17 protein-coding genes, 1 CRISPR repeat array and 1 riboswitch are annotated in these 19,030 nt (G+C 45.5%); of the genes, 2 read left to right on the top strand and 15 right to left on the bottom strand.

Features of this window, described 5'->3' with window-relative positions; genetic code table 11:
- Positions 1–10: 10 nt before the first annotated feature.
- From DFR58_RS02505 to pdxR, 15 genes are all read right to left on the bottom strand, one after another.
- Positions 11–763 carry an ABC transporter ATP-binding protein gene (locus DFR58_RS02505; protein ID WP_114296228.1) on the bottom strand — a complete coding sequence of 251 codons (753 nt, stop codon included), beginning with the start codon at positions 761–763 and terminating at the stop codon, positions 11–13.
- The gene (locus DFR58_RS02500; RefSeq protein ID WP_114296227.1) at positions 760–1,854 is read right to left on the bottom strand and encodes a FecCD family ABC transporter permease; all 1,095 of its coding nucleotides are present in this window, start codon (positions 1,852–1,854) and stop codon (positions 760–762) included. Before DFR58_RS02500 ends, DFR58_RS02505 begins: the two co-directional genes overlap by 4 nt.
- Before the next feature lie 3 nt (positions 1,855–1,857).
- A complete protein-coding gene (locus tag DFR58_RS02495; protein ID WP_114296226.1) occupies positions 1,858–2,382 on the bottom strand; it encodes an FmdE family protein in 525 nt (174 codons plus the stop codon).
- Positions 2,383–2,546: 164 nt separating this feature from the next.
- Positions 2,547–3,347: an ABC transporter ATP-binding protein gene (locus tag DFR58_RS02490; protein ID WP_114296225.1), complete on the bottom strand. Its 801-nt coding sequence runs from the start codon at positions 3,345–3,347 to the stop codon at positions 2,547–2,549.
- Entirely contained in the window at positions 3,344–4,399 is a 1,056-nt protein-coding gene (locus DFR58_RS02485) for a FecCD family ABC transporter permease (protein ID WP_114296224.1), read from the bottom strand. Before DFR58_RS02485 ends, DFR58_RS02490 begins: the two co-directional genes overlap by 4 nt.
- An 18-nt stretch (positions 4,400–4,417) precedes the next feature.
- Positions 4,418–5,362, bottom strand: coding sequence for an ABC transporter substrate-binding protein (locus DFR58_RS02480; RefSeq protein WP_114296223.1), 945 nt, complete (start codon positions 5,360–5,362; stop codon positions 4,418–4,420).
- A gap of 132 nt (positions 5,363–5,494) precedes the next feature.
- Positions 5,495–5,685: riboswitch (cobalamin riboswitch) on the bottom strand.
- Between the two features lie 272 nt (positions 5,686–5,957).
- The gene (locus tag DFR58_RS02475; protein ID WP_278278794.1) at positions 5,958–6,845 is read right to left on the bottom strand and encodes a transposase; all 888 of its coding nucleotides are present in this window, start codon (positions 6,843–6,845) and stop codon (positions 5,958–5,960) included.
- 116 nt (positions 6,846–6,961) lie between these two features.
- Positions 6,962–7,257: direct repeats of the CRISPR family, unit length 28 nt; unit sequence ATTTCAATCCACACTCCCCATACGGGGA.
- 177 nt (positions 7,258–7,434) lie between these two features.
- Complete coding sequence (cas2, locus tag DFR58_RS02470; protein ID WP_114296221.1) at positions 7,435–7,725, bottom strand: CRISPR-associated endonuclease Cas2; 291 nt, start codon at positions 7,723–7,725, stop codon at positions 7,435–7,437.
- 11 nt (positions 7,726–7,736) lie between these two features.
- Positions 7,737–8,768: a type I-C CRISPR-associated endonuclease Cas1c gene (gene cas1c / locus DFR58_RS02465; protein WP_114296220.1), complete on the bottom strand. Its 1,032-nt coding sequence runs from the start codon at positions 8,766–8,768 to the stop codon at positions 7,737–7,739.
- Positions 8,765–9,427, bottom strand: a complete 663-nt coding sequence (cas4, locus tag DFR58_RS02460) for a CRISPR-associated protein Cas4 (RefSeq protein ID WP_114296219.1) — start codon at positions 9,425–9,427, stop codon at positions 8,765–8,767. Before cas4 ends, cas1c begins: the two co-directional genes overlap by 4 nt.
- Positions 9,417–10,265, bottom strand: a complete 849-nt coding sequence (gene cas7c / locus DFR58_RS02455; protein ID WP_114296218.1) for a type I-C CRISPR-associated protein Cas7/Csd2 — start codon at positions 10,263–10,265, stop codon at positions 9,417–9,419. Before cas7c ends, cas4 begins: the two co-directional genes overlap by 11 nt.
- Positions 10,262–12,211 (bottom strand): type I-C CRISPR-associated protein Cas8c/Csd1, encoded by a 1,950-nt coding sequence (cas8c, locus tag DFR58_RS02450; RefSeq protein ID WP_114296217.1) that lies wholly within the window; start codon positions 12,209–12,211, stop codon positions 10,262–10,264. The genes cas7c and cas8c overlap by 4 nt, the downstream gene beginning before the upstream one ends.
- Complete coding sequence (cas5c, locus tag DFR58_RS02445; RefSeq protein WP_114296216.1) at positions 12,208–12,924, bottom strand: type I-C CRISPR-associated protein Cas5c; 717 nt, start codon at positions 12,922–12,924, stop codon at positions 12,208–12,210. The genes cas8c and cas5c overlap by 4 nt, the downstream gene beginning before the upstream one ends.
- 23 nt (positions 12,925–12,947) lie before the next feature.
- Complete coding sequence (gene cas3, locus DFR58_RS02440) at positions 12,948–15,311, bottom strand: CRISPR-associated helicase Cas3' (protein WP_114296215.1); 2,364 nt, start codon at positions 15,309–15,311, stop codon at positions 12,948–12,950.
- A 264-nt stretch (positions 15,312–15,575) separates the two neighbouring features.
- Positions 15,576–16,964 carry a MocR-like pyridoxine biosynthesis transcription factor PdxR gene (gene pdxR, locus DFR58_RS02435; RefSeq protein ID WP_114296214.1) on the bottom strand — a complete coding sequence of 463 codons (1,389 nt, stop codon included), beginning with the start codon at positions 16,962–16,964 and terminating at the stop codon, positions 15,576–15,578.
- A gap of 119 nt (positions 16,965–17,083) precedes the next feature.
- Here pdxR and DFR58_RS02430 point away from each other — a divergent pair, with 119 nt between their 5' ends.
- Positions 17,084–18,070, top strand: a complete 987-nt coding sequence (locus DFR58_RS02430) for a DMT family transporter (protein WP_242987359.1) — start codon at positions 17,084–17,086, stop codon at positions 18,068–18,070.
- Positions 18,071–18,314: 244 nt separating this feature from the next.
- Positions 18,315–19,030, top strand: a 716-nt coding sequence (locus tag DFR58_RS21740) for an Ig-like domain-containing protein (RefSeq protein WP_170138001.1), incomplete at its 3' end; no start/stop codon positions are given.

The raw sequence follows: 19,030 nt of genomic DNA, 5'->3' as shown, positions 1-19,030 counted from the left end.
TTGAGCTAACTTATACAGGCACTACAACAGGAACGTCCCCTATTCTGCCGACTTGCACACGAACAGAATAGACATCTTCAATATTCCCGGCAGTCATAACCTCAATGCCTCCCGCCGTAAAAATTTCCCCGTCCTTCAGCAGCAGAAACTTATCGGCAAAGCGTATTGCCAGATTGACATCATGCATTATGACAACCGCGGCAATATGCCGATCCTTAACTGCCCTTTTTATAATTTTAGCCACCTCAAGCTGATTTTTCAAATCCAGACTGCTTGTAGGCTCGTCAAGAAGCAGAAGCTCCGGCTTCTGAGCCATTGCCCTTGCTATCGCCACCTTCTGCTGCTCTCCCCCGCTTAATTCATTGAGGTATCTTAGGGAATACTTCTCCAGCTCAAGCATTTGTAAAGCCTCGCGGGCAATTTCCAGATCCTTTTGGGAAGCCTCCCATTGTATATACGGCTTCCTTCCGAGCAGCACTGCATCAAAAACAGTGGTTCTGACACTTTCATTGCGCTGCGCCACATAGCCTATCCTTTTTGCCAGCTCCCTTCTGCCAAGGCTTAGCGCGTCATCGCCTCCAACATAAACCGTGCCCTTATAAGGCTTTAAAACCCGGCCCATGCATTTTAGCAAAGTAGATTTCCCCGCCCCGTTAGTCCCCAGCACCGCAAGAAAATCCCCCTTTGAAACAGAAAAATTTGCATCCCGGATTACTTCACGGCCCGGATATTTAAATGACAGGCCTTCAACCGTCAATATCATTTTTTACTATGCCCCCTCGCAAGTAAATAAAGAAACAGCGGGGCGCCGAAAAAGGAGGTAATTGCTCCCACGGGCAGCACCACAGGCGCAAGCATGGTCCGCGCCAGAGTATCGGAAACCAGCAGCAAAAGGGAGCCCATAAGCGCCGACGCAGGGATGAGATAGCGATGGTCCCCCCCTACTATTCTCCTCATTATTTGCGGGCCCACCAGACCTATAAAGCCTATAATCCCCACAAAAGAAACCGCTGCGGCAGTAATTAAGGACGCGACAAACATTCCTCCCAGACGCACATTTTCAACATGGACTCCCAGACCCTTTGCAGTCTCCTCTCCGCTGTCAAGAGCATTATAATCCCATCTCCTGAGAATGAAATAAACCAATGACAGGCTTATGAGACATGCCAGAATAATTACCTCTCTCCACGAAACCCTTCCTAGATCTCCAAATGTCCAGAAAACCGCCGCCGCTATTTGTACATCCTGAGCAAAATACTGGATCAGCATGGTTCCCGCCGAAAAAAGCGAGCTTAGAGCAACGCCGGCTAGAACCATTGCCTCGGGTGAAAACCCGCGCAGTCTTGCCAAAAGCAGTATAATTGCCATTCCCACCATAGCCCACACAAAAGCAAAAGACGTAACCACATACGGATTATTTATAATTACCGCGTCAGCCCCGGCGCTCTGAATACTTCCGGCACCGAAGACAATAATGGCAAGATTTGCTCCAAAGGCCGCCGCATTTGATATTCCAAGGGTTGACGGGGATGCCAGAGGGTTTCTTAAGTTATTCTGCATTACACAGCCTGCAACAGATAACCCCGCTCCTGCTATAATGGCGGCCACAATTCTCGGCAGACGAATCTGCCATATTACGAGGGCGGAAATGTCCGTACCATATCCTAAGACCGCCTGAACCACCTGAAGCACATTAAGCTCGGCTGATCCCGCATTTACCGCAAACATTGAAGCAATGGCAATGAGTAAAAAAAGAAGCATTATTACGGCTTTTTTTCTTGCCGTAAATTTATGATACCCGAGAACACTGCTCTCCTTTCTTGCCCATGCCTGTTCAAAGTGGTTTATACCCATCGCTTACCAACCTCTCGAATAGTCCTTGAAGCAGTCAAGGCATACCCTTTTTCCGTCATTTATCCTTATTTTATGCTCAGGCGCACCCTCACCGCATATTTCGCAAACCACGGTATTAAAAAGCCTCGCTTTTTCAGGCAGCCCAAAGGAGGGCTTACTGAAATTAAAAACCTCATCAACGGGTGAGCTCAATATGTACTGCTGACGCTGTGCGCGATCCATTTCTCCCTTAAAGGGCTTTACAATCATTCTAAGGCTCTCACCGCTTGTCCTGCTAAAGAAGCTGAAGGCCATTTTACCCGTGGCTTTATACATTAGGTTGCCCTTGCCGAAGGTGCATCCTGTGATAACCTGAATGGCATCCACACCGCAGGCATCGTTTTCGGTAACGCATACAACCTCCTCGTCCTTAGAAAACGTAATACCCATCTTTTCCATAGCCGCCTCGCACGCTTTGAAGCCCATAGCCAGGCCCGGACACTCATGCCCGTGAAACTCCACTGATTTTTTCCATAATTCCTTATCCATTTTATCCTCCCTGTAGTGAAAAAATAAAAACCACAAAAAGCGCCGCTCCTTACGGCATCCCTTCATGGTTTCAATTTAACTTAGCAAAATTTAAAATTATAATAAAGCCTTCGTGGCTTCGTTTCTGTCGAATACTTTATCATATTATAGTCAGCGTGTCAAACTCACCATGTTTTCCTCAAGGGTATTAAATGAGGCTTGTCGGTCAGCGGATTTTTCATAATAAAAGCATTTAAGCCATACACTCTGCGTATATTTTCTTCCACTATAACCTCATGCGGCCCGCCCTCCTTAAATATCCTTCCCTTATCCATCAATATAAGTCTTTCACAGTATTGTGCCGCCATATTCAAATCGTGAATGCTCATAACAACCGTAAGCCTGTTATCCTCTGTCAATTTCTTTAGTATCTCAAGAATCTCTATCTGGTGATGAATATCCAATTGTGACACAGGCTCGTCCAGAAGCATGACATCCGCTTGCTGAGCCAGCGCGCGCGCAATAATTACCCTCTGCCTTTCGCCTCCGCTTACCATTCCTATGTTTTTATGCCTCAAATGCCATATATCAGTAACTTGCATGGCATACTTCGCAATACCCATGTCATAAGTACTCTCACACTGAAACCTTTTTAAATAGGGGCTTCTTCCCATTAAAACAATGTCCGTCACGGAAAATTCAAACTCCAAATTTGTATTCTGAGGCACATATGAAATTTTCTTTGCCAGCTCCTTATTTGAAAACTCTGTTATGTCCCTTTCACTTAAAAACACCTTACCCTTTTTGGTTATAAGGCTCCTTGAAATGTTTTTAAGCAGTGTTGTTTTGCCCGATCCGTTGGGACCGATAATTCCATAAAAGCCGTTACTATACAAATCAAGCGTGACATTCTCCAATACCCTGTCTTCACCGTAATTCCAATCAAGCCCTTTAACGGAAATCAGAAGCTTATTATTCTCATTCATCCGAACACCTTCTTTTTGTTCTTATATAGAAGATGTATAAAATATGGGGCTCCAAAAATTGAGGTTATTGCTCCTACAGGTATTTCCACAGGGGGAACGGCATTTCTGGCAATAGTATCGCAGGCCACCATAAAGCCCGCCCCGACAACCGCCGACAGCGGAAGCAAGCCCCTATGATCGGAGCCGGTGACAAGCCTGACGGCATGAGGTATAATAAGCCCTACAAACCCTATGATTCCGCTGACCGATACACACGCGGCAACAATCACAGAGCACACAAGCAGGAGGCATTTTTTCACTCCCTCAACCTCAACACCCAAGCTTTTAGCGGCTTCCTCACCTGTCGACATAATGTTTAAGTCCCTTGCAAAGGCAGTTATTACAACGATACCGGCAAATACTATGGGAAACAGAATGGCAACCTGATTCCAGCTTGCCGCTGAAACACTTCCCATTATCCAAAACACTATTCTTTCAACCTGCTTTCTGTTAAAGATCATCATGATTGAGACCAGTGACGACAGCATAAAGCCGAAGGCTATTCCGGCGAGCAGCAGCGTAGTTGAAGGAACTCTGCCCTCCACCCTTGCTATGGAATACACGCAAATCATAGTTAATACTGAGCCTATAAAAGCAAACACCGTTATAATGCCGACTCCCAAAAATGCATACTCCAACCCTAACGCTATGGCAATAGAAGCGCCAAGAGAAGCACCTGAGGATATACCCAGTACATACGGATCCGCCATGGGGTTTTTAAACATACCCTGAAGCACCGCTCCTACTACTGAAAGTCCCGCTCCAACCAAAGCGGAAAGAATAATTCGAGGCAGCCTGATATTTAACACGATCATGCTGTAGGCAGTATCTATATCACCTGACGGTATCAGTCCTCCTGCAAGCGGTATGCTGTGCAGCATAATTCTCATAGCCTTAATAAAGGATATATTGGCGGCACCCGTGGCAGCGGAAAAAATAATCAAAGCCGCCAGCACAACGGCTGAAAATACAAAAGCCAGTCTTAAGCTGCGTCTCTTTTTAACAAAAGTCATTTTATTTTTCACACCTCTTTATTTAAACACCTCAGAATGAATTATCCGTGCAAGCTCCTCAAGTCCTTGGGCAAGCCTGGGGCCCTGCCTGTCAAGAAGATTGTTGTCAATCTCATACAGCCTACCCGCCTTTACCGCCTCTAATTCCTTATATCCGTTGGTATTCTCTATTCCCTGCTTTGAGTTATAGTATTTTGAGCATATAATAATCTCAGGCTTCTGTTCGATGAGCTTTTCAAGGCTGTACGCCCATCCCGTAACATCGTCTGCCGTATTCCTGCCCCCGGCCATTTCAAGCATATTCCCTATAAAGGTGTCCCCACCTGCGGTATAATCCCCTGTTTTTCCGAATGAAACAACATAATAAACACTTGGCTTAGGCTTGTCCGCTACCTTGTCAAGCACATTCTGAACCTTTATTTTCATTTCAGAAACAAGCTTTTCGGCATTTTCTTTTGCGTCAAGCACAGTGCCCACTTTTCGGATGGTATCATATACGCCTTCAAAGCTTTCCTCCCCGTAAAAGACGGCAACCTTAATGCCCAGCTCCTCCAGCGTTTGAACCGTCTCTTTGGCAAAATGCGTTGATGCTATCACAAGATCCGGCTTAAGCTCTGCGATCCTCTCAATGCTCGGCTCTGTAAGAGATCCTATTGAAGCAATGTCCGCTGCCTCCTCTGGAAAGTCGCAGTATTCCGAGCGTCCTACAAGCTTTTCCGACCTGTCCAATGAAAATACTATTTCTGTAATATTAGGAGCAATAGATATTACTCTTTGTGGCTCAGCGGTTATTTCAATCCGCCTGTCGTACGAATCGGTAACTGTAATTGGAAAAGAATTTGTGACTGTGCCGTTGCTTTTTTCTCCTGTACTATCATTTAAGATGTCTGTATCAGAGCATCCTATAAATGACAGCGCCATTACAACCCCTAAAATAAAAAGCAGCAATCTTTTTTTCAACATGCTTAACACTCCATTCTGCATATTTTTGCAACGAAACACCAAAACCTCCCAACATAAACAGTCGAGAGGTCAGACATACTATTAAAAACCATGCGTAATAATACGCGGCACCCCCTATCGCTCGTAGAGTTTACGGTGATACACAAACAGGCAGGTCTTCTGGCTCAAGCGTCATCATTCTCCTCACCTTCCCGGCTTCGCAGTGGCATATACAGAGAACTCGTCTTTTACAGCGGCGTGACCGCGCGGGATTTGCACCCGTCTTCCCTTTTAATCCATACAATTCATACAATTCATACAGCACCTATTCGTTCCAATATTTAGTTTTTACCATATTATCATATGCAATATATTGTGTCAAACGGGGAAGGGGAAGGAAGGGGGACGCTTCTGTTTTGGCATCAGATAAATGGAGGAAAATAGTAAATGAGGGGGTGCTTCTTGCAACTTGGTGATGTTCATTTTAGAGAATGCTCCTTTTATTAAGTACCTTAGTTTTTTGAAGATTGCTTTAGGCACAGCAAAAACAGACCGCTACATCCTATGCATGGCCTATTTAGAAATGTAAATCGTCTTCAAAGCTTTACCTTAAAGTCTATCCCATTTGAATTAATGAATTGAAGGCATTGTTATACCGTATGTTCTCTTTAAGCAGCTTAAATCCCTCATTTGATAGTCTTGATACGCCGCCAACCGACATATTGCCTATATATTTGCATATGCTTTTATATGTATACCCACACAACACCCTCATTATATAAGTCACAAAAGCTCTATTACTGCTGGTTTCGCGGCTGTGCTTCCTTCTTAAGCATTCTTCAAGTCTTTCCCCAAGAAATTGTCCTACCTTTCGCATTATCTCCTCAGGAGCTCTATTCCTTACAATATAGCGTTTTTCACTGTTGTATACATTTTCAGTGTATGCCCTTATAATACTGGCATCCACTTCCTTCATTATGCCGGTATCTCTCATTGACTCTGTAAAAGCCCTGTATTTTTCCCGTGCTGCTTTTTTGTCCACGCCAAAGTGAGCAAGTATAAAGCTTACGTCCACTATTTCTTCAAGATCCTTCCTGAGCCCCGTATATATCCCGTAGGATGAATACCTGTAAAACTCCTCTCTTCCAGCGTATTCAGGCAAATCCTTAGCGTTGTTGTGGATATATGCCGACAGTGTCAGGCTGTATGTATCACTGTCTACTATAGAGCTCGCGAACCTGCCCTGATACAGGTGCCCATGGCGGTTGTATTTCCTGTTGAAGTACGCGACATAGGCATTGTTGAGGCAGCGCATGAATAACGATATGTCATATCCGCAAGGGTTTATATAAATATGTACATGATTATCCATAAGGGTATAAGCGTATATTTTACAGTAGTATTTATCTTTATACCGCTTAAGCAGGGCAAGATAGTAGTCCTTATCCTCGTCGCACTGGAAAAGGTCTATCTCGCTTATGCTTCTAGACATGATATGATACATGCATTCTTCAGATTTTTTCCTTGCTGCTCTTGGCATTATACCCACCTCTTGGGTCTATTATATAAGATTAGGCATAATCTGTCAAGAACAAATGTTCTAAGGTAGGGAGCGTCCCTTTTTACACCCACACTCCCCATACGGGGAGCGACAACTCACCTGTTTGTTTTGGCACTACCGCGCGCATTTCAATCCACACTCCCCATACGGGGAGCGACATCATTGCCGGGGTCACCGTAATGTCTCTTGCCTATTTCAATCCACACTCCCCATACGGGGAACGACTATATAATTTATGTCATAAACAAATTCATTTTTTATTTCAATCCACACTCCCCATACGGGGAACGACCTTCTTTTGCCGACACCCCAAAAGCCGCAGTAAGAATTTCAATCCACACTCCCCATACGGGGAACGACAGCGAAATTGCACAATTTTACATTGCCTCTCTTGTGCAATATCCACAAATTTTATAGCAAAATGAACACAATTCACAAAAATATTCCTATATGCCTTCCAAATTACACTTTAATCCGACATTTTTTTAGGTGCGAATGTCCCGTGGGATTTTATGATCGCTTCACATTCGCACTAAAGAATAAGTGTCCCCTCAATATCAACTCCCGGTTTTGCTCCTATGTGCTCAACCTTGCTCCGATAATTGTCCCCCAGATAGTAAAATCTCAGACTGTCCTTTTTCTTGTCTATTATCCCCTCAAGCTTATTTTGAACCTCCCGGCATTTAGCCGCATCCAGAATACACTCAAACACCGAATTCTGCACACGCTGCCCGTAGTTTTTACACTGCTTCGCCACGTTGTGCAGCCGCTTTCTGCCCGCAGCAGTTTCAGTATTAACATCATATGTTATCAGTACCAGCAAACAATATCACCTCATTTCCACATCAGAGGAGGATATTCATCCAGATCCCCCCGCAGGAACCTTGCCAGAAGAGTCGCCTGCACATATGGCACAAGCCCCCACTCCACCTTTTCGTCCAGAAACGGATGCGTCATCTGCTCCCTTTTCCTTTCCTGCCATGCAGCCAGTACCGTTTTCCGCGTCTCATCCTCCATAATTACGGCGCCGTTTTCCCTCTTTACAAAGCCCTCACCGTTGATTGCCTTCTTGTTGATAAGCGAAAGCACAAACCTGTCGGCAACCAAGCACCTCAGCTCCTCCATTAAATCCAACGCAAGCGAGGCTCTCCCCGGCCTGTCCCTGTGCAGGAAGCCCACATAAGCATCCAGCCCCACAGCTTCCAGTGCGGCTGCACAGTCTCTCGCAAGAAGCGTATATGTGAATGAAAGCAACGCATTTACGTTGTCGGTGGGAGGACGTTTATTCCTCCCATTAAAATAGAAAGATTCCCTCTGCTGCAAAATAAGCCCGTCAAATTCACCGAAATACATATTTGCGGCATTTCCCTCAATACCACGGAGCTGTTCAAGCTCCCCGCAGTATACCACTTCCTCGAGCTTCTTTGTCAGCATGGAGGAAACCTTTTTCAGACGTTCCGCATCAAGCCGCATACCGTGATCTCTGGCGGCCCTTTCCAGTATCCATTTTGCGTTGTATATTTTCCCGATAATAAAATTCCTCGCGACGGCACAGCTTTTCTCTTCGCTGTCGGATATGCGGTACTGCTCCTTCCTCAGTGTAACGTTTCCCCGGCTCTCACCCACCACTCGCGCAAGGAACCTTCCCGACGGTGTCAAGAAGCTTAAGTCGATGCTTCTCTTCGCACACGCTCCCATAAGCGCGGGGCTTGCCCCCGTATACCCGAAGGTAACAATGGCCTCCAGATTGTGCAAAGGCAGCCTTTTTACAGTCTCCTCGTTTTTTCGTATCAGTACTGTCTCTCCGTCTAATGCAAGGTAATTGTCGGGAGTTATTATGTAAAGAGTGTTAAGCAGCTTTCTCATTGCTCTCCCCCAATTCTGCCCTTTATGTATTCCGATGCATTTTTTGCCTTGCAGAGCTTAGGCAGGCATAATTCCTTAAGCGAACACGCCCTGCAAAAGCTGCCTGTTTTTACTTTTGGAGTGTGCCTCCTGCGATACAGCTCATGCATTTGCCCGGAAATTTCCTTCACCATGCCTCTTAAGTCCTCTCCAAACTCCACCTGAAGTCTGTGCTTGGTTTCTCCGTAGAACATGTACCCATCTGGTATATGGGATACCAGCATTTCCTCAAGGCACATGGCCTGAGCGCACAACTGCAGCTCATCCGCCATGTCCTTTTTGGGCTTCCCTCTCTTGTATTCTACAGGCACCGGCAGGAACCTGCCATTCTGCCCGAAAAGCTCCACTCCCCCTTCGTCCTTGTGAAACTCCACAACATCGCAGCAGCCAGACAACCCAAGCTCTCTTGAGGCAATCGCCATTCCCCGGGTAATGAGCAACCCTTTTCGCTTTTCACTGAGCTTTTCGTTGTGCGCCCTTTCGTGAAGGATATTACCCTCTACCGTCCGCAGGTTTTCCTGCCACTGCTGCTCGATGTGGATAAGAGCCCACTGCCTGCGGCAGAAGGCGAAGTGCTGTATCCCAGAAAGCAGGAGATAGTCATCCTCATTATATTCCATTGTACTCCTTCATCTCCAGGCCTTCCAGCCGATCAACAGTTATTTCATAGTCTCCAAAGCTTTTGGGACTTGCAACCCCTTCCTTCGGTGAAACCTTCAAGCATCTATGAACCTTTGCGGAGGAATACTGTCCGCTTCTGCAATTGTGCCTCCACCAGTATACCTTGCAAATCTCCATGCTTCCGTCGGGTCTTGCCGAAGAGCTATCATTATCGAATAAAGAAATTAATGCCTTTTTTATTAGCTCTGCGTCCTCCTCCGAAAACCCTGTTCTCTCTGCAAGCTGGCAGTTAATGCTTCCATAACAGGTATATAGTCCGAAATTTACCCTGTGCTTCATTCCCATCGTATCGGAGGATTTCTTTTCACCAGTCACGCTATTGACACTCTTTGTAATCTGGATTGATTCTATATCAATAGGAGAAGCACTGAAAGCAGGATGAAGGGAAACGGGTCCCCTTACTCCTACTGATACATCCTCCCCGCCTTTAAAGGCAAATACTTGTCCGAAGCTCCGTACATCAATCCATTCTTCACATGCAGCTCTTGCATATACATCCCTGTCCTTTTTAGCCTTATTTAATCCCTCACAAGCATTGGCCCTATCTTTTAGGCTCTTGAATCCGTCCACGCACTTATCATCCGACTGGACAAAAACCTTCTGTCCCATATCTATAAGTCGATTACGAATTTTTCTTTTAATGCACACGTCCGAAACCTCTCCGTAGCCCTCATAGTTTTCCCTTGGTCTGTTGCCGTTCAAGGGATCACCGTTCGGATTTGCATTTGATACTGAGAAAATAAAAGCAAAATCAACCTTATTTTCAAACTTACTCATTCTAATTCCCCCTTATCCATTTCTTCATTATTTGTTTTTTCTTCCTGCGCTCCGTTATCATCGGATGCTTTTCTGCTCTCTTTAAAATACTGCAACTGGCTTGCATACCCGAGTAAATAGACCTCTGATAATGCATCATTGGTAAAATTATTAAATGTTATTTTGTCCGTAATCTCGATTATGGCGTTTTGATAACGGTTTGCTCTTGATCCCAGCCTTTTTATATAAGGGTCAAGTCTTTCGTTGATTATCACCCAGGTTTTTGAAGGCCGCTTTGAAAACTGGCAGTGATACCTTTCGGCATTGGTCTGCCTGCCCTTTTCTCCTGCTACAAATAACGCATACGCTTCCAATGCATGCGCGCAGGCAAGCAATCTCCCGAAAAGATAGCTTCGGTCATTGGTTTGTTCTATAGACATACTCCATTTCTCTCCCTCTTTATCGTTATAATATTTTCTTATTAATGCACATGCAATACTTAAGGTTTTCTTATACTCCCATGGCTCCATCGCTACAGGGTTGGAACCCCTTGCTGCGGCACATCTGACTATGTCGGAAGGAATTGCTGCTCTGTCAATGATACATGGCAGTAGCCTTTCCACCGTGGCCTTTTTTAACTTGTCACCAGCACTGCTGCCATAGGCTGCAAATACTATATCTTCAGGTGCCGGTGCTCCGTAAAAGTCAACATACTTGTTCTTTGGTTTCCCCTTTTCATCCTTTCCGTCTTCAACCTTCTTATATTGGTGATGCCAGCAGCAGGTACTGTGCCAGTTGTTCAAGCTACCCAGAAGCTCGGAGCCTTTAAGTTCCCTATAATAAATTACCGACAGACGTCCCGGCGTAGCAGAATCCACTCCCATTACTACCACATCGTCATTGTCACCCAGCTTGCTTCCGTAACCTGCCATTGACTTTCTAAATCTTTCAGCATATTCCTCTCTTGTTGAGTTCTCCCCCGCAAGCTCCTCCTGAATCAGCATGTCGAATCCATCACCCATAAACGGCGGCATAGGCTGGTCTTCTATACCCCAGGCTACAAATGCCTGTTCTCCGTTTCTATGTCCCTTCTTATCCAGCAGCCATCTTAATGCATTATGTGCCTTCTGTGAGGTTTCATATCCCACAGCCAAAGCCTGAGTTCTGTCTTTGAACCTCCCCCTGTATGTAAAACCCGTTGAGTCATTTGCCGAAATCAATTTCGCTTTGTCACCACTGTTTCTGATCTTTGACGGAGCCTTTTCGGTACATGGCACTTCTGTTCCCTGCACATAGCAAAGCCCTCTATCACTCTGACAAGAACGATAATAGCCTATAAAGCTGTTCCAAACACTCTCGGAAAGCCAGACGCTTTCAGGCTTGCCGCTGCTGCGCTTTACTCTGAAGCGTATAAACGCGTCCTTCTGAGAAATGGAAAAACTTTTAAAATACTGAGGCATACTGTCGGCAGCTCCATTCCATTTGTCAAGCAGCTTTCCGTCATCACCACAGTGCAGGATTCCCTCCCTAACCAGATCCGCTATAAGAGTGCCCTTCTTTAAATACTTCAGCACCGCTCTGATCTGGGGAATACTGAAATCGGAGCTGTGCCAATCTTCAAGCTGGCTTATATACCTTTTATAAAACTCCATGCCCTTTTCTCCCCCGAACCTTTCATAATCGCCCGCCAGATACTGGAGCTTGTCAAAGAGAGGGTGAGGAGGCGGAAATGTACCGCTTCTCGTAGCAGAATCCTCCGTACACGGAATTATGGTTGTACCCTCCTCCTTCGGAAGCACTCTTGCCTGAAAGTCCACCCATTCCCCATCCTCTGTGATCATTGCCTCAAGCTGTGCAATCTGGGTTGTGTGGGAAATTGGAAGCAGGGGAGTTTCACCGAATTCACTTTTTCCAACTTTACTTTCACAGTTTTCATAGGTTTTATAGAGCATGCTCATCCAACTCATAGCTTTTCCTCCGCACACAGCTCGCTATATCCTGAGAGGTTTGTCCCCATTGAAAAGCTTTTTGCCTTTTGCTTTCCGGCTGTCCTCAGCATGGTACACTCCTCCGGCCTGATTAAGCTGATTACTCCGTTTTTCATAACAGGTGTCCATAACCTGATTGTCAGCTCGTTCTTTCCTGTCTCATCGGGATACGAAATACCGTGATACATTACACCGAAAGAAAGCTCCGGGCAGTTGTCGTAAGCTCCCTCACCTTCACCGAAGGTGCAGGGCTCAACATACCCTTGACACTCACGGGTTCCAAGAAAGATATCACGCCTTCCTCCCCGCTCTAACATACGCTTCGCAATCTGAAAATGCTTATGCTCGTTCCTGTCGCCCTCCAGCTCGGGCCTGTTCCCATTCCATTCAAAATGCGCCTTTACCTGGTACTCTACAGACTTCAGATAAGTATAAATTGAAAGCGTGTTTCCTCCTCCAAATTCAATAGGCCGGATACCCTTTGACTCTGTCTGAATGCAGTTAATTATCCTTACCGCGTCTACATACCACATAAGTGTGGGCTTGAAATAGACACTTTCCACAATTCCCTTTAGTGCCTGATAGGTCGGTATCTGATAGCTGAATTTTTCTCCCCCGGTACGTGTTATAGGATCGCTGAAAAGCGCATACTTTCCATAAACCCTGAACGAAATGCTGTTTTCGTATTTCATTGACCTTCCCCTTTCCTTATAGATTACTGCATGTAGTTCCATACGCTTTCCGGCTGTCTTTCAAACACTACCCCATGCTCTTCGCTGTAAAACCCGGACGGTAAAGCATATCCTCCTGTTAACGGCAGTAAAATCAACTCATTTTTAAGCTTTTGATTATCCTGCTCAAATAGATTTACCGAATACTGTGATGCGAGCTTAAGCTGATGAAGCCTGTCCTTCAATGGAGTATTTCCCATCAGCTTTCCAATGATCTCCGCACCTTTACCGTGCGGTACTATAACTGAAACCGTCACACTGTCTATTGCTTTGAACAGTCCTCCTGCTTTGTGGAAAGCCTGGTTCAGAATTAAAGACGGAGGGTATTTCTTGTTTCTTTCCTTGTAGCCTGTATATCCTTTCCTATTAACAGCAAGCAGGTCATAAAGCTTGACCTCCTCCTTCTTTACAGGGTAGCTCATTTCATCATTCTGCCTGAACTCATTATAATAATATGTAAAATACCGCTCAATGGCTTTGGGCGAGAGCGGATCATTGTCAAAAGCTCCGGGCTCATTCCGGATTTCGTCAAGCACGAGTGAGCCCATCCTTTGGCCTATTTCTATATCACGCAGCCTTGTCAGATTTTCGTCTGAACTTTTAATAATATAAACAGGGCCACAGGGATCATTCCCATGCCTGTTGCACCTTCCCGCCGCCTGTGCTATGCTGTCGAGCCCGGCAGCAGAACGGACAACACAGGAAAATGAAATGTTTATGCCCGCTTCTATAAGCTGTGTACTGACACAAATCACTCTTTTATCCTCAAGCTTTTCAAACAAGCCCTTGATAACTTCCATCCTGTGAGCCTGGCACAGGTATGTGCTTAAATAGAATACTTCATATTGCTTCTCCTTCGAAAGCTCAATATTGAGCTTCTTCAATGCCGTAAAAACATTTTCCGCCGCTTTTTTAGTATTCATAATGATAAGAGCATTCTTAGGGTCTTTATCAAACACAAAGTTTGCAAGCCCGTCTGCATCATACCCTGCTTCGGTACGGGTATCAATTATTTGAGTCCTTTTAAGCTTTTGGAATATTTCCTTACAGTTTTTAACTATATCTATGGGCTCTCCCATCACAATAGGATACTTCGCCTCGGCAAATTCCGGCTGTGTAGCCGTACATAACACAATTGTGGAACCGCATATACCCGACAGGAAATTAACCGCCGAGTTAAACATATCAATGCATCTTGGAGGAATGGACTGTATTTCGTCAAAGATGATCACCGATTTGGCAAGGTTGTGCATTCTTCTGTTTGCTCTGGTCCCGCCCTCAAACAAAGTATTCAGAAACTGTACCATAGTTGTCATAATAATCGGGGAATTCCACCGTTCGGTCAGCAGCTTGTGGCGCTCCTCATCACTTACCAGGCTGGAATGGTGCTCCAGAATCATATCATCCTGCTTCAAAATATCTCTTATTTCCTTACAGTTCTGATCAATTATAGTGGTATACGGTATAATGTAATAGATGTGTTCCATATGATGCTCTTCAGCATGATGCAGAGCAAAGCGCAAGCTGCTGAGTGTCTTGCCCCCTCCCGTGGGAACCATAAGCCGGAAAACTCCCTGCCTGTTGCCTGCAAAATCCTTGCACTGCTCCGATATCTCAGACCTGAGCATGTTAATCTCACTATCCTTTTTAAGTCCCGACAGGTGCAGCTCAAGCCTGTCAATAAGCACCTTCCAGTCGCGCTTTTTGTCCGGCTCGGACTGGATTTCCTGCTCAAAGCAGTAGGTGTCATATCTGTCGGCATCCAAAAGTGCGCTCAATAGATATCTCTCCAGAAGTCCTATATAGAAGCTGATTTCTTCAGCATTTCTCTTTTTGCTTAGTTCTATAATGCGGGTCATAAGCCGTTCAATTTCGGCCGCCGCATATTTGAAGTTATCACAGGCGTGAATGTCGGGGCACTCACGCGGGAAGTTTGCCGCACATTCCTCATAGCCTACATCCGTTTCCGGGAAGATTTTCTTATGAAACTCATCCTCACCTTCGGTTGTTATGCAGTCAATCAGCCCTCCATGATGGGAACGGATTGCCAGCGCAATTATTCTTGCCGTCCTTTGCTCCAACGGCTTGGGTGTATCAAAGCTTTTTAGCATAAACTGTGCGCCTATTTGGGAATGCCAGGTATTACCGTCATCCGAAAGTGCATTTTTCTCAATATACCGCTGAAAATGCTCCTTACATTTCCCCATATCATGGTAATAGCCTATAAGCTCAGCAGTGTTTGACGCGCCTATCTTTGCGCCATACTCCCTGCAAAGACGCGCAACCACCGTTGCATGATCCCTGACTGACTGCTCCCTTCCAGTCTCATGGTTTTTGTGTGCAAGCATATATCTCCCCCTTCAATTACAATAATTACAAATTCCATCTTATTCTTACCTTTTAGCATATATTTTGCATTATATCATCCGTTTTTAACATGAACAAGCATAAATTTACATATAAGGGGACGCTCCTGCTTCTTTATTTATTTGAATTAACTTGTATATATTTAGAATAAAACCTTCACCACACATGTATATGATGTAGTGAAGGTTCTCCGCCAATAAGCATATTTGAAAAAGCAGGAGCGTCCCCTAGGGAGTCGCAGGACGTCAAATCATACTATCCATAGCATCACGCAGCATGGTGATACCTTCGCGAATCTCATCATGTTCCAGATGGCCATATCCAATGAGAAGCTTGCTCTGATGTGCTTCTCTTACAATGCAGTGCTTTTCAACCGGCGTGATATAAATGCCGTTCTGGAGACAGCCTTTCCTGAAAGCCTCATCAAATTGTATTCCGGGAAAGTCCACAGCTACATGCAGCCCGGCAGCATCTCCGTAGGGAGTCCATCCGCTTCCGAATGCCTCCTTGAACAATTCAAGTAATACGCGCCTCCGTTGTCCGTATATCCTACGCATTTTTTGTATATGTCTGTCCAATTTTCGTGTTCTCATAAATTCGGCTAGCGCTGCCTGCTCAAAGATTGGATTCTGAACATCCATGTAGGTTCGAATATCGCTCCATTTCCTGTGCAATGGCTTCGGGAGAACGACATATCCAATTCTAAGCGCCGGAAAAAGGGATTTACTGAAGGTTCCGACGTAAATTACATTCTGCTGATCCATTGCATACAGAGGTGAAATGGGTTCTCCGCTATACCTGAATTCACTGTCGTAATCATCCTCGATGATGTACACCCCGTTTTCTCTGGCAAAACGTACAAGCTCAGCCCTCCTCGCAGCGGAAAGAATCCCGCCTAAGGGAAATTGATGCGATGGTGTTACATAAACGGCACAGGGGTCTTTATATTGCAGATACTGCGTCATCATCCCCTGATTATCTACCGGTATGGGTTCGATGAGGCATCCTTTTTTCCGGAAGGTCTGAAGCATGCCGCTGTGACACGGGTCTTCCATCAGTACCTTCCCGCCCTTCCCGCACAGCAGCTCAGCCAGAATATGAAGTGCGTGGGTCGCACCTGAGGTTATAAAGATGTCCTCCGCATTTATCTTAAGACCGCGGCTGCGAAAAAGCCATAACGATATTTCCGTCCGTAGTGCAGGGAGCCCTTGCGGACCGGTATATCCATATAACTCACTCGGTGTTTCCATGGAGGCTTTATGCAGAAACTGCCGCCATAAATACTGTGGAAACTGCCTCAAATCCGGTCGTCCTGTCCTGAAATCTGCCTTTATCGTATATGCCTGCGAAGGCTTCTCTCGAATCACAGCCTGTTCGCCCTTTTTCACGGATACGCCTTCCGCAACCTGTGTTGCGGCTCCCTGACGGCTTATAGCGAAGCCTTCGGCAATCAGCATATCATAAGCCTCTCCCACTGTGTTGCGGGAAACGCCAAGTGTCTTTGCCAACTCACGAGAAGAAGGCAATTCATCCTTTGCATTCAGCTGCCCATCCATGATTTGCTCTCTCAGCTGTGCATAAATTTGTCGTTTGAGTGGTTGCTCGCTTTTCCGTTCTAATTTGATTCCCAACATATTGCCTCCAACTGGTATGGTTCATTCCGAGTTACACTGGCACTTCTATTATACCAGTTTTCTTGTTAATATTATATCCGTAAGACAGAAAAAAGCAAAAAATTTATGGAGGAAACATTATGTTGAGACATTTTGACATGAAAAAATGGGCGGGACCGGTTTGTTTATTTCTAGCGTTTTCGCTGGCGGGAACGAGTGTCGTCACGGCGAGGCTTGTTTCTGATAAGCTCGGCATATTTACCATTACATCAGTCAGCCTCTTATTTGCATTTCTCTTTTTATTACCTGTATATGCGAATAAGCTGATTAGCAGTCTGCGGTCATTGTCTGCCAAGGATCTTCTCTTTCTTGGGTTACAGGCCATGTTCGGCATTTTTCTGTTTCGCATATTTCTGCTGAATGGGCTGCTCTTAACCAGTTCCATTGAAGCCGGAATTCTGACAGGTGTAACTCCTGCTATTACAGCGGTTTTAGCAATGGTAGTCTTAAAAGAGCCGGCCAATGTAAAAGCCCTTACAGGAATAATTGCCACTGTGGCCGGCGTTATAACGATACAAGGGCTGTTTAATATCAGCAGCGGTTTTTCTTTAGTGCATCTTTATGGAAATTTGCTTGTACTGTGTGCGGCAGCAAGTGAATCTGCTTTTAATATCATTTCACGCTTTTTTTCCGCTAAAGCTGAGTTAAATAAAAAGCTAACAGTCCCCCCGCCTGTTCAAACGGTACTGGTAAGCTCAATGGCTTTCATTCTCTGCCTTATTCCGGCACTTTTTGAAGCTCCCATTCAGAGACTATCCGCAGTAGGCCTAAAAGAATGGTTGTCACTGGTATGGTATGGGGTCTTAGTCACAGCACTGGCGTTTATATTCTGGTATTCCGGCATTAAACGCTGCGGTGCTTTTACCGCTGCTGCCTTTTCAGGCATGATGCCATTTACATCGATGATTCTGTCAGTAATTATATTGCGTGAACAAGCTGGATGGCATCAATGGCTGGGCGGAATATTGGTATTAACCGGCATGATTTTAGTGGGAACCACCACGACTCCTGCCAGAGCTTCAAACCTTCAGAAACTAAACCGTATTAAGGAACAGACGGTGGAATAGTGCTTGCTATAAGGGGACGCTCCTGCTTCTATCCAACTCCCTCACACTTCCTCACAATACCTTTTACGCACATTTTCTTTGATTATGTATGTCCTCAAACCCTTTAAAATCAACGCTAAGGAGCTGGTTCACATTTATGCGGTGTTTTACAGAAAGGGCTAATTAAAGTATAATAATTATAGAACATATGTTTCAAGGCATCGCCTTTAAAGGCAACAAAAATAACAATATGGAGGTATGAACTATGAAATTTTCAAAAGCACAATCAAGCTCCCTTTCCGGGTGGAAAGTAAAAGCATCCTTACTGGTATGCTGCCTGTCAATTCTGTGTACGCTGGTTGCACCCTCAAATCTTGGTTCGGTGTATGCTGCGGGCTCAAGCTCAGCCACACTGTATGCCGTCTCCCCCACAGACCAGAACCTGAGTCTTGCAAACCCATCAGTTGCAGCACCCGGCGGACGCGGCTACATGACTCCTCAAGCTGTAATAGCAAAGGATTCCGCCGGCAACCCGCTCCCCGGTATCCCCGTCACATTTGAAGTCCCTGCCAACGGCTACCTGACATGCGTTATGCGAGGATATAATAAAAATACAATAACGGTGACTACAGACTCAAACGGAATGGCCTCCGCTGCAAATACTCACCAGAGCTTTCTGGGAGAAGGCTTTCAGGTATACTCGCAATACCCCGCCATCACTCATACATTGCAGGTGAAGGCAACCGCTCCCGGCTCCAATACAGTTTCCTTCAACGTAAATGTAGCGACGGTAATTCCGGGAACCACGCCTGTTGATCCTCCTACCAACAAAATATTATCCTCACTTTCCCCCATAGATCAGAACCTGAGTCTTGCAAACCCATCAGTTGCAGCACCCGGCGGACGCGGCTACATGACTCCTCAAGCTGTAATAGCAAAGGATTCCGCCGGCAACCCGCTCCCCGGTATCCCCGTCACGTT

Origin of the sequence: Anaerobacterium chartisolvens, assembly GCF_003337415.1 — a bacterium.
Lineage (GTDB): Bacteria > Bacillota > Clostridia > Acetivibrionales > DSM-27016 > Anaerobacterium > Anaerobacterium chartisolvens.
Note: the sequence above shows the minus strand (reverse complement) of the source record. Positions and strands in the feature narration are given on the sequence as shown.